Origin of the sequence: Sulfitobacter marinus, assembly GCF_900116285.1 — a bacterium.
GTDB classification, from domain to species: domain Bacteria; phylum Pseudomonadota; class Alphaproteobacteria; order Rhodobacterales; family Rhodobacteraceae; genus Sulfitobacter; species Sulfitobacter marinus.
In genome coordinates this window covers 88,930-101,530 of sequence record NZ_FPAJ01000003.1, presented here as the reverse complement: position 1 = coordinate 101,530, position 12,601 = coordinate 88,930, and the positions used below count along the sequence as shown (strand labels likewise).

At 55.9% G+C, this 12,601-nt stretch carries 8 protein-coding genes; 6 read left to right on the top strand and 2 right to left on the bottom strand.

The features are described from left to right. The first annotated feature begins 186 nt into the window (after positions 1-186). Complete coding sequence (locus BM347_RS17585; RefSeq protein WP_175498543.1) at positions 187-345, top strand: hypothetical protein; 159 nt, start codon at positions 187-189, stop codon at positions 343-345. Between the two features lie 35 nt (positions 346-380). On the opposite strand, the gene BM347_RS09355 is transcribed toward BM347_RS17585, so the two are convergent. After that, positions 381-932, bottom strand: a complete 552-nt coding sequence (locus BM347_RS09355; RefSeq protein WP_093916217.1) for a cupin domain-containing protein — start codon at positions 930-932, stop codon at positions 381-383. 177 nt (positions 933-1,109) lie between these two features. Here BM347_RS09355 and gabT point away from each other — a divergent pair, with 177 nt between their 5' ends. Then, the gene (gabT, locus tag BM347_RS09350; protein WP_217644019.1) at positions 1,110-2,495 is read left to right on the top strand and encodes a 4-aminobutyrate--2-oxoglutarate transaminase; all 1,386 of its coding nucleotides are present in this window, start codon (positions 1,110-1,112) and stop codon (positions 2,493-2,495) included. Between the two features lie 119 nt (positions 2,496-2,614). Here the strand turns inward: gabT and BM347_RS09345 are convergent, their stop codons facing one another. Beyond that, a complete protein-coding gene (locus BM347_RS09345; protein ID WP_093916589.1) occupies positions 2,615-4,231 on the bottom strand; it encodes an FMN-binding glutamate synthase family protein in 1,617 nt (538 codons plus the stop codon). A 445-nt stretch (positions 4,232-4,676) separates the two neighbouring features. Between BM347_RS09345 and BM347_RS09340 the strand changes: the two genes are divergently transcribed. The 4 genes from BM347_RS09340 (at position 4,677) to BM347_RS09325 (ending at position 12,596) form a co-directional block, all read left to right on the top strand. Then, positions 4,677-5,636 carry a TAXI family TRAP transporter solute-binding subunit gene (locus tag BM347_RS09340; protein ID WP_093916216.1) on the top strand — a complete coding sequence of 320 codons (960 nt, stop codon included), beginning with the start codon at positions 4,677-4,679 and terminating at the stop codon, positions 5,634-5,636. A 116-nt stretch (positions 5,637-5,752) separates the two neighbouring features. Next, positions 5,753-8,521: a TRAP transporter permease gene (locus BM347_RS09335; RefSeq protein WP_093916215.1), complete on the top strand. Its 2,769-nt coding sequence runs from the start codon at positions 5,753-5,755 to the stop codon at positions 8,519-8,521. Between the two features lie 169 nt (positions 8,522-8,690). Next, positions 8,691-9,779 (top strand): carbon-nitrogen hydrolase family protein, encoded by a 1,089-nt coding sequence (locus tag BM347_RS09330; RefSeq protein ID WP_093916214.1) that lies wholly within the window; start codon positions 8,691-8,693, stop codon positions 9,777-9,779. Between the two features lie 78 nt (positions 9,780-9,857). Next, positions 9,858-12,596 (top strand): aminotransferase class I/II-fold pyridoxal phosphate-dependent enzyme, encoded by a 2,739-nt coding sequence (locus BM347_RS09325; protein ID WP_093916213.1) that lies wholly within the window; start codon positions 9,858-9,860, stop codon positions 12,594-12,596. Positions 12,597-12,601 lie beyond the last annotated feature (5 nt).

Here is a 12,601-nt window from a genome sequence, read left to right as displayed (position 1 = left end):
GGTAGAATGGTGGATATTTGGGGCCGCCGGGCGTCAATCGCGGCATCTATATAGCCAAATTCCAGCGTTGCTCTTTTACCGACTTCACGAAAACGGCGTCGAAACGTGATCGCTGCTGTGGAACATTACGCATTTGGGGCCGTTGACCCCCCGAAAAGCGAAACACATTTTTGAAAGGAGGTAGCTGTGACGATAGATCTATTCGTAGGATCGCTAATGATCCTGACACTAGCTGCCATCGCAATTGTATCTTTGACGACGCGCAAACGGGATGATGAGGAACGAAACCGGTGGTCAAATTTTCAATCTGACGATGACGATCAAAACAACTTACCCGGTATGTGATCCCGCGCGCGATCAGAAACCCGTGCGATCAGAAATCAGAAGCTCGGCGGCGTACAGGCGCTGAACACCACGCAGACCGTGTTGCCGATGTTTCTGAAACGGTGCGGCAGGCGGCTGTCAAATAGATAGCCGTCGCCCGCTGCCAGCACCTCGGCTATACCGTCGACGGTCACTTCGACTTCCCCGGAAATGACGATCCCTGCTTCTTCGCCCTCGTGAACGATCCATTCAGGTCCGGTATCCGCGCCGGGCTGATATGTCTCATACAAAACTTGCAGGGTGTGCTGTTCTGCGTTGCCAAGCTGGCGCAGGGAAACCTGCTCTTCGCTCGACGGGGACACTTCGGTAAATTCATGCTTGCGGTAGAAAACCTTGGGGCTTTCTTGATCTTCCAAGGTGGCAAAGAACTCGGCCATGCTGATCGGGATCGCATCCAGCAAGCTTTTCAGCGACGCAACCGACGGGCTGGTTTTGTTCTTCTCGATCAGTGAAATCGTGCCGTTTGTGAGCCCTGCCAAAGCGGCAAGTTCTCGCTGTGAAAGCCCACGTTCTTCTCGAATCGTTCTTAGCCTTTGACCTATGTTCACGTCTGGCCCCTGAATTTTCTTTTTTGATCTCTAGCCTGTATCTCCGCGCGATCACAGGCAAATTTTGGCGCGGCTTTGAGATAGGCTATTGTTTGAATTGAAACATGATTGACAATTAAATTAAACGCAATAATAGGATTTTAAACGTATCCCCCGCGTCGAAAGAAGGAATTTAATATGTCCAGCACAGTCAAAAAGAAGCCTCGCAAAGCCGCGGCAAAGAAATCGACCAAAAGCACGGTGGTTCCAGATATGCTGGAAACGAAGGTATCGATCGACACCAATGCACAGCTGATCGCCCGCCGCGAGCAGGCGGTGCCGCGTGGTGTTGCATCTGCGGCACCGATCTATGCCAAATACGCGGAAAACGCCGAGCTGTGGGATGTTGATGGCAATCGCTACATTGATTTTGTGGGCGGCATTGGTGTGCTGAACACGGGCCATCGCCACGCGAAAGTGGTTGCGGCCGCGAAAGCGCAGGAAGACCACTATACGCACACCAGCTTTCAGGTTGTGCCTTATGGCCCCTATATCGAGCTGGCCGAGAAGCTGAACGCGCTGGCCCCCGGAGATCACCCTAAAAAGACGCTGTTGGTCACTACAGGTGCAGAAGCTGTTGAAAACGCGGTTAAAATCGCGCGCGCCGCAACCGGTCGTCCGGGTGTGATCGCCTTTACCGGCGGGTACCACGGCCGCACATTGCTGACGCTGGGCATGACCGGCAAGGTGTCCCCCTACAAAAAAGACGTGGGCCCCTTCCCATCCGACATCTTCCGCGCGCCTTTCCCGTCGCAGCGTGATGGCATCACCGTTCAGGACGCAATTACCGGCCTGAAGAACCTGTTCCTGACAGATGCGCAGCCCGAACGCGTCGCTGCGATCATCATCGAACCGGTTCTGGGCGAAGGTGGTTATACGCCCGTTCCCTTCGACATGATGCAGCAGCTGCGCGACATCTGCGACGAACACGGTATTTTGCTAATCGCGGATGAAGTGCAGGCCGGTTTTGGTCGCACAGGAACATGGTTTGCGATTGAACATTCCGGCGTTGTGCCAGACCTGATCACGGTCGCGAAATCCATGGCGGGCGGATATCCGTTGGCTGGTGTGATTGGTCGCGCGGACGTGATGGATGCCATGGCACCGGGCGGTTTGGGTGGCACGTATGGCGGTAACCCTGTTGCTTGCGCTGCGTCCTTGGCCGCCATCGCCGCCATCGAGGAAGAAGGCCTGCTGGCGCGTTCCACCTCCATGGGTGAACATATCAAGGCACGCTTTGCCGAGATCGGCGCACGTTCGGCACCCTTCCGGATGTGGGACATTCGCGGTTTGGGCGCGATGATCGCGGTTGAATTCGTAACAGATTTTGACACAGCGACACCGGATGGTGATTTCACCAAACGTGTTATCGCTCATGCCCTTAAGCGCGGCTTGCTGCTGCTAAGCTGCGGGATGCATGGCAACGCGATCCGCGTGATGGTGCCGCTGACCGCATCGGACGAAATCGTAGAAGAAGGCCTGAACATTTTCGAAGCGGCTGTTCAGGCGGCGATGGCTGAATAAGCCCCAGACCTATCAAATTGAAAAAGGCGCGCGGGGAAACCTGCGCGCCTTTTGTGTTTGGGCGGCGTTTTCTTTCAAAGAAAACGGGCCGGAATTTTTGAAAAATTCCGCAGCCTGCATCAATCGAAGGGCGCGAAACTAGAGGCCTGTGCGCGGTCCCAACGTGTTTTGTTGCCCCTGAAATCCGGTGCCTTGTCATCCAGCAGATACCCTTCGGGCAGGTAGCCATAGACCTCGTCCCCCTGCACCATGCTGTTATCGCCCTGACGTAGCATCAAATGGCGGGGCAGGAATTCACTGGGATTATCAAGCCCGGCAGCGCCGGTCATTTCAGCAAGGGCTTTCAGTGTATTGCGGTGAAATCGTGCGACGCGTTGGCTTTTGTGGCCGACATCCAGCGCACGTTGCCGGGTTGGATCTTGGGTCGCGACGCCGACGGGGCAGTGATTGGTGTGGCATGCCTGCGCCTGAATACAGCCAACCGCAAACATGAACCCGCGCGCCGAATTGCACCAGTCCGCGCCCAGTGCCAGACATCGCGCAATGTCAAAGGCGGATACGACTTTGCCGGCGGCACCCAACTTGACCTGATCACGTATGCCTGCGCCCCGCAGGGTGTTGTGCACAAAGGTAAGGCCTTCGATCATCGGCATGCCGATATGGTTGGCAAACTCAAGCGGCGCGGCACCTGTGCCGCCTTCGGTGCCGTCGACGACGATAAAGTCTGGTACGACCCCGGTTTCCAGCATCGCCTTGACCATACACATGAATTCACGTTGGTGCCCGATGCACAGCTTGAACCCTACGGGCTTGCCGCCTGATAGCTCGCGCAGTTGACCCAAGAACTCCATCATCTCGATAGGGGTGTTAAAGGCCGAATGCGCGGCCGGTGACACGCAATCCTGACCCATGGGAATATCGCGCGCTTCGGCAATTTCGGCGCTGATCTTTGAGGCGGGCAGCATGCCGCCGTGTCCAGGCTTGGCGCCTTGGCTCAGCTTCAGTTCGATCATCTTAATCTGGTTACTGCTGGCTTGGTCCTGAAATTTTTGCGGATCAAACTGACCATCCTCTGTGCGGCACCCAAAATAGCCCGACCCGACCTCGTAGATGAGATCTCCCCCGCCGTCCCTATGATAGCGGCTGACGCCACCTTCGCCGGTGTCATGGGCAAAGCCGCCCATCTTGGCCCCTTTGTTCAACGCACTGATGGCATTGGCGGAAAGGGAGCCAAAGCTCATCGCGGAAATATTGTAGATCGACGCGTCGTAGGGTTGCTTGCACGCGTCATTGCCGATGCGCACGCGAAAATCGCTGTCGGTGATGTGAACGGGTTGCACAGAATGGGTGACCCATGAATAACCGGCATCGTAAACCCGCATCCGCGTGCCAAAGGGCCGTGCGTCCTCTTGGCCTTTGGCGCGCTGATAGACCAAAGACCGGTCATCACGGCTAAAGGGTTCTTCGTCCTGATCGGATTCGATTAGATACTGACGGATTTCCGGGCGTATTCCTTCGAAAAAGAACCGCATATGGCCCATTACGGGATAGTTGCGCAGGATCGAGTGCTTTTCCTGAAAAACATCATAGATGCCCATCAGTGACAGCACCCCGAAAAGCGCGAGCGGTATGATGAACCAGATCGACCAAGTCACCAGAAAGACGAGGGAAAGCAGGGCCAAAAACAGCACCCCCGCAAACGTTCCAAAACGGGCGAGGGACGGGATTCTTTTCATGCATTCTCCTGCGGGTGCGCCCATTTTAGGCAGTTTTTCGAGGCTGACATAGCCTATAGCATAAATACTTGGGTTTTCACGAGGGTGCCACAATTTATCCGATGCGAATAAAAATGAAGTCGTTTGATTTTCTCAACACTGCATTTGTGTTTGTAACTATCGTCACCGATTTTTCAGTCAAAATCATTTTAAAACAAATGGTTGTATTGGTTCCACACTAGCACAAGTGACTGGCGAGCATTAAATCCAACGCGGATACACCAATAGGATGCAGGGGTGCGGTCAGGGTCGCGGACGCTGAAACCGGTGTTTATGGCGTGTATTCAACCTCTAGACTGCAATAAATTGGCTTGTTTTACTCGAAAATATCTGCGCTCATTTCAGGTATCTATGAAACCCCGCGCTGAATGACGGGGGGTCTGGGAAAAGTTGGGAGACTATCAAAATGACAATTTTCAAGTCCATCGCTATTGCTTCTGCGCTTGTCGCGGGCACAGCAGCGACAGCACAGGAAAAATTCATCACCATCGGCACCGGTGGCCAAACCGGCGTTTACTTTGTTGTGGGTCAATCGATCTGCCGTTTGGTCAACCGTGACAGCGCCAAAACCGGCCTAAAATGTACGGCACCTTCGACAGGTGGTTCCATCGCCAACATCAACGCCATCAAGGCGGGTGATATGGATATGGGCGTTGCCCAGTCCGACTGGCAGTTCCACGCCTATAACGGCTCCTCAAAGTTTGAGGGCGAGAAGTTCGACAAAGAGCGTGCGGTATTCTCTGTACACTCCGAACCGTTCACCGTGATTGCACGGGCCGACGCGGGCATCGACAGCTTTGATGATCTTAAGGGCAAGCGCGTGAACGTGGGCAACCCCGGTTCCGGTCAGCTGGCCACTATGGAAGTCGTTCTGGACGCCAAAGGCTGGTCAATGGATGATTTCTCGCTCGCGTCCGAGCTGAAGCCAGCCGAACAAGCCGCCGCATTGGGCGACAACAAGGTTGATGCGATCATCTATACCGTGGGCCACCCGAACGGGTCGATCCAAGAAGCGGTTTCCACAGTGGACGCCAAGCTGGTTCCGGTTGAAGGCGAAGCCATCGACAAACTGGTCGCGGACAACCCGTTCTATGCTTATGCGACCATTCCCGGTGGCATGTACAAAGGCACAGACAGCGATGTGAAAACATTCGGTGTGAAGGCGACATTCGTGACATCTTCGGATGTTGACGATGCCGTGGTCTACGAAGTCGTAAGAGCTGTGTTCGACAACTTTGACCGTTTCAAAAAGCTGCACCCGGCCTTTGCGAACCTCAAAGAAGAAGAGATGATCTCTGGCGGTTTGTCTGCACCTCTGCATGATGGTGCGGCGAAGTACTACAAAGAGCGCGGTTGGATCGAATGATCTGACCCAAGCGAACGTAGAAAGCGGGTACGCCCCGCTTTCTATGGGCCCAAAGGCCCACCAGATACCAAAAAAGCGGCACTCGTCCTAAGATGGGGCCACCAGGGGGACTAAACATGTCAAACAATGATCAACAGCAAGCTGCTGCCGTCGAAGCCGAAGCCGCAGGGCGTGCGGGGTTAAGTCAGGCGGAACTGGACGAACTGGTCGCGTCTTCGGACACTGGCGGACGTTCTGCGACCGGGGGCGTTGGCTTTTTCCTTGCGATGATCGCGCTTGCATGGTCGCTGTTCCAGCTGTGGATCGCGTCACCCATTCCGTTTATTGTGGGTTGGGGTGTGTTTAACGATACCGAAACCCGCTCTATCCACCTTGCTTTTGCATTGTTCCTTGGCATCACCGCATTCCCTGCGGCACGTACCAAAGTGCAACTGGGCCTTGGCCTGATTGTCCCGATTGTACTGGCCTATCTGTTTATGGTGGCGGCGAAAGACGGCACGCCGACATGGTGGATTCCGCTTGTTGCCCTGGGTGTTGTCGCCACTGTTCTGCTGGGTTCCCCCAAAGACCGCGTGCCGGTTTGGGAATGGATCTTGGCCATCGTCGGTGCCGCAGCGGCGCTGTATCTGTTTGTCTACTACCGCGAGATTTCAAGCCGTGTTGGCGCGCCCAACATGCAAGACACCGTGGTCTTCGTGATCGGCATCATGATCCTGCTTGAGGCAACGCGCCGCGCGCTTGGCCCGGCTTTGATGATCGTGGCCTCGGTGTTCTTGGTCTACAACGTGCTTGGTCCGGTGATGCCTGACATCATCGCGCACAAGGGCAACAGCCTGTCCGAGATCGTGAACCACCAGTGGATCACCACCGAAGGTGTGTTCGGCATCGCGCTTGGTGTTTCGACGTCATTTGTTTTCCTGTTCGTTCTGTTCGGCGCGCTGCTGGATAAGGCCGGTGCGGGCAACTACTTTATCCAAGTGGCATTCAGCATGATGGGCCACATGAAGGGCGGGCCGGCGAAGGCGGCTGTTGTGTCCTCTGCGATGACGGGCCTGATCTCGGGTTCTTCCATCGCGAATGTTGTGACCACGGGTACATTCACCATCCCGTTGATGAAAAAGGTCGGGTTCAGCTCTGAAAAGGCGGGCGCGGTCGAGGTTGCCTCGTCCGTGAACGGCCAGATCATGCCGCCCGTTATGGGCGCTGCGGCGTTCTTGATGGTCGAATATGTGGGTATCCCCTATTTCGACGTGGTGACACATGCGTTCCTGCCCGCGGTGATTTCCTACATCGCCTTGGTGTATATCGTGCATCTTGAGGCGCTAAAGGCCGGCATGGTCGGGCTTGAACGCCCCTATACGCCCAAGCCGATTGTGCAGCGTCTGCTGGTCACTGCCTTTATCGTCGCGGCGATCTGCGCGCTGAGCTTTGCGGTTTACTATGGCATGGGCTGGTTGCGCCCTGCGTTCCCGAACAGTGCGGGTTATATCATCTTTGGTGTGCTGACGGCTGTGTATGCGGCGCTGCTGTATATCGGCTCCAAGGAAGAGCCGCTGAAGCTGGACGATCCGAACGAGCCTGTCACACGTCTGCCCATGCCCGGTCCAACGGTGCGGTCTGGCTTGCACTTTATCCTGCCAATCGTTGTGCTGGTTTGGGCTCTTATGGTTGATCGTCTGTCCCCTGGCCTGTCGGCGTTCTGGGCGACCACCTATATGGTGTTCATCCTGGTCACCCAGCGTCCGCTGATGGCGATTTTCCGCGGCGAAAGCCAATTCGCCAATGACGTGGTTGAAGGTGTCAAAGACCTGATCGACGGCTTAGTCGTCGGTGCGCGCAACATGATCGGTATCGGCATTGCCACGGCGACTGCGGGTATCATCGTGGGCGTTGTCAGCCAAACCGGTGTTGGTTCAGCTTTGGCCGATGTGGTCGAGGTTCTGTCGGGCGGTAATATCCTTGCCATTCTGTTCCTGACGGCGATCCTGTCGCTGATCCTTGGCATGGGTCTACCGACCACGGCGAACTATATCGTTGTGTCCGCGCTGCTTGCCCCTGTCATCGTGACCTTGGGCCAGCAAAACGGGTTGATCGTGCCGCTGATCGCTGTGCACCTGTTCGTGTTCTACTTTGGCATCATGGCCGATGTGACACCGCCGGTGGGTTTGGCCAGCTTTGCAGCTGCTGCTGTATCTGGTGGTGATCCGATCAAAACCGGTGTGGTTGCGTTCTTTTACAGCTTACGCACCGCTGCCTTGCCGTTCCTGTTTATCTTCAACACCGAATTGTTGCTGATCAACGTGACGATGGTTCAGGGCATATTCGTCTTCATTGTCGCGACCTTTGCGATGCTGCTTTTCGCGGCCGCAACCCAAGGGTGGTTCTTGGCCAGAAACCGTTTCTACGAAACCATTGCCTTGCTGCTGATCGCGTTCACGCTGTTCCGGCCCGGTTTCTGGATGGATATGGTGTTTCCACCGTATCTTGAGGAAGCACCAGCCGAAATCGTGCAAGCCGCAGCCGATACACCAATTGGCGAGAACTTGCGCCTGCGGGTATCTGGCGTTGGTGATCTGGGTGATCCGATTGAATTCGTGGCGCTGCTGCCGATGGGCGAAGGCACCACAGGTGAGGAAAAGTTGGAAGCAGCGGGTATCGTGACGCGCATGGATGGCGACAAGATGATCATCGATGATGTGCTGTACGATTCTTCTGCGGCTGCTGCCGGTCTGGACTGGGATCAAGAGGTGCTGCGCGTTCTCAAGCCGGTGTCCGTGCCCAGCAAATACTGGATGTTTATCCCCGCGCTTTTGCTGCTTGCGCTGGTCGTGGTGCTGCAAAGAGGCCGCAGTTCGCGCGCTGCTCGTCAGACTGTCACGGGGTAAGCAATACAGCAATGTGCGTGATAAACATACAAGCCATGCACAGAGCGCTTAAGGAGCCACCACATCTGCTGTTTAGTATCCTGAACAGACGGAGTAAGGACTGTCCAACTTGGGCTTTTGGCGGGAATATGTCCCGCCAAAAACGCCCCATTGGACGGAGTAAGTTCTTATGACACCTTTCGCGATTGCGGGCGTGCAAATGTACGTCAACGCCCTGGAATCCAATGTCGATGGCATGATCCACCGGCTGGATATTCTGATGGCGCGTTTCCCTTGGACACAGATGGTTCTGTTTTCCGAACTGGCCCCCTTTGGCCCATTGGACCGCTTTGCCCTGCCGCCGGAAAACGAAACACTAGAGAAGTTTCAAGCCGCCGCGCGGAAGCATCGCGTCTGGCTGATCCCCGGATCGATGTTTCTGAAAAACCCCGAGGATGGCCGCGTTTACAACACGGCCGTGGTGATCAACCCCGAGGGCGAGATCATTCGCCGTTATGCCAAGATGTTCCCGTTCCGGCCTTACGAATCCGGCATCGCGGCAGGCACTGAGTTCTGTGTTTTTGACGTGCCGGAAGTGGGCCGTTTTGGCCTGTCGATCTGCTATGATATCTGGTTCCCCGAAACCACGCGGCAACTGACCAGTCAGGGCGTTGAAATCCTGCTGAACCCCGTGTTGACCGGCACAACAGACCGCGACGCCGAGCTTGCTATCGCGCGCGCAACGGCGGCGCAGTTCCAATGCTATGTCTTTGCTGTAAACGGCCTTGGCGCAGGCGGTGTGGGTAAATCACTGGTTGTTGATCCGACATCAATGGTGCTGCACCAATCGGCCGGCCAAGAGGACATGTTCCCGATCGAAGTTGACCTGTCGATGGTACGCCGTCAGCGCGAAACCGGCATGAAGGGTTTGGGTCAGGTTCTGAAATCTTTCCGCGACCGGTCGACCGATTTCTCGGTCTATGACCGCAATAGTGGGACAGACGCCTATTTGAACACTCTTGGCCCGCTTGAGGTGCCGCAGCAAGGCTCGCGCGCGGGTCTGCATGTTGATGTGCCTGCCCAACGTGTGCCGGACGCGCCAATTTTTAAGGGGCAAGAGGCAACACCAAGCTTTGTCCATGAACCATTACCAAACCCGACTGCTGGAACAGCAACAGCTGAGGGACATCCACCTGCGGCTCCTGCCGCAGCATCACCACCTGTTTCACCTGTGAAAACCGGCGCATCCGGCGGAAGCGGGCCAACACACAGCGGCTAAGCTTTTGCGTTCTGTCTCGGCCCAAGTTGGGCCGGGCTCTGGAATGCAGAAACGGACGCCCTAACCGGAGTACGATTGATGCATTCTATGAACAGCTATTCTTCGGCCATTCAGTTGCGGTCCGACAGGTGGAGCGCGTTTCGCGCGGCGGCGGCGTCTCTGACCCGCAAGGCGACCGCCGCAGAGGTCGAAAAACTGCGGGCCACCTGCCAAGAGCTGCTAGATTCGCTTGCGCTGATCGAACCCTATTGGGCGTTCCCCGGCATGCCCGCGTTCGAACATTTGCAACGGATGCTGAACCACAACAACTTTGAAGATCTCGCATTTGCTGTGAACCGCATTGCCCGTGGCTTGACCACCGGGGCCTATCGCCGCCGGTCCATCCCCCTTGAGCGTGATAGCATCGACAACGAAGAACATGACGACGAGGCAATGCTATCCCCCGAAGCGCGGGCGCTGACAAAGCCCTATTTCGAGGTGTTGATTGTTGACGATGTGAGCGAACAGCAGGAACGCTGGCTGAAATCAAATGTCAGCCGCATGCGCCGCCCCGAAGACCCGTTTCACTACGAGGCGGTGGTTGTGAAATCCATCGAAGACGCGCTGATTGCGGTGCTGTTCAACCACAATATCCAAGCCATCGTTGTACGCCCTGGCCTGACGTTGAAATCCAACATGGATAAGCAGATCTTGGACCGCTATCTGGCGCGCGCGGGCGGTCAGGAAGAGATCGAAAAACTCCAACCTGAAAATTATGGCCCCGAGCTGTGCCGGATGATCGCCAAGGTGCGGCCGGAGTTGGATGCTTATTTGGTTACCGAACGGTCGGTCGAAGACATCGCGGGTATGGATTTGGGCATTTGCCGTCGGGTTTTCTATAACCAAGAAGACTTTATGGAGTTGCACCTGAACATTCTGCGCGGTGTTCAGGCCCGCAATAAATCACCGTTTTTCACGGCGCTTGTCGAATATTCCAAACAGCCGACCGGCGTTTTCCACGCAATGCCGATCAGCCGCGGTAAATCAATCACGCGGTCGCACTGGATTCAGGATATGGGCGCGTTCTACGGACCGAACATCTTCCTTGCGGAAACCTCTGCCACGTCGGGTGGTCTGGACAGTTTGCTGGAGCCCCACGGCCCGATCAAAGAAGCACAAGAACTGGCGTCGCGGGCATTCGGGTCCAAGCAAACGTTCTTTGCCACCAATGGCACATCAACCTGCAACAAGATCGTTGTTCAGGCACTGGTGCGTCCCGGTGACATTGTGCTGGTCGACCGCGATTGCCACAAATCACACCACTACGGCATGGTGCTGGCGGGCGCGCAGGTCTGCTATCTGGATAGCTATCCGTTGAACGAATATTCCATGTACGGTGCGGTGCCCCTGCGCGAAATCAAGCATCAGTTGCTGACGCTCAAGGCGGCGGGCAAGCTGGATCAGGTGCGGATGTTGTTGCTGACCAACTGTACCTTTGACGGGCTGGTTTATAACGTCGAACGCGTCATGGAGGAATGTCTGGCGATCAAACCGGATCTGGTTTTCCTGTGGGACGAAGCATGGTTTGCCTTTGCCCGCTTCAACCCGACATATCGCCAGCGCACCGGCATGAACGCGGCCAATACCCTGCGCGACAAACTAAAAACGGCCAAACATGCCGAAGCCTACGAGGCGCAGCAAGCCACGCTGAAAGATGCGGATGACGAAACGCTGCTGAACACACGTCTGATCCCGCCGCCCACATCGCGGGTCAGGGTCTATACCACGCAATCGACCCATAAAACGCTGACGTCTTTGCGTCAGGGGTCGATGCTGCACGTCAACGACCAGGACTTTAAGGGCGAGGTGGAACAGTCCTTCCACGAAGCTTACATGACCCACACATCCACCTCGCCGAACTATCAGATCATTGCGTCATTGGATGTGGGGCGACGGCAGGTGGAACTTGAAGGGTTCGAGTTCGTCCAACGCCAGATCGAGGCAGCCCTGTCGATGCGCCGTGCCATTGCCGACCATCCACTGTTGTCGAAATACTTTAAGGTGCTGACCGCAGGCGACATGATCCCCGAGGAATATCGTGAAAGCGGCGTCACCAGCTATTATGATCAGGAACAGGGCTGGACAGATATGTGGGACTGCTGGGAGAAAGACCAGTTCGTTCTCGACGCCAGCCGCGTGACCCTGTTGGTGGGCGGTACGGGCTGGGACGGTGACACGTTCAAGACTGATATCCTGATGGATAAATACGGCATCCAGATCAATAAAACATCGCGCAACACCGTGTTGTTCATGACCAATATCGGCACGACCCGGTCCAGCGTTGCCTATCTGATCGAGGTGTTGGTCGAGATAGCCAAATCGCTGGATGATCTGCTGGACGACGCCAGCAAGATGGAACGCCGGTCGTTTGATAATCGCGTGTCGAACCTGATGGAAAACTATCCGCCGCTGCCGGACTTCAGCCGTTTTCACGATGCCTTCCGCGCCGATGACGTAACGGCGGAAGGGGATATTCGCACCGCGTTCTTCCTCGCTTATGATGAAAAGAACACCGATTATCTGGACCTTAACGGCACCCTACGCGAGGCGATGGATGCGGGTGAAACGGTGGTATCGGCCAGCTTTATCATCCCCTATCCGCCCGGCTTTCCGATCCTTGTGCCGGGGCAGGTCGTCAGCCAGGAAATCCTGTCCTTTATGCGCGCCCTGGATGTCAGCGAAATCCACGGCTACCGCCCCGATCTTGGGCTGCGTGTCTTTACCGATGCCGCGCTGAAACGTGTGCGCAAAAAAAACCTCTCGTCTTCACCTGAATAAGAAAA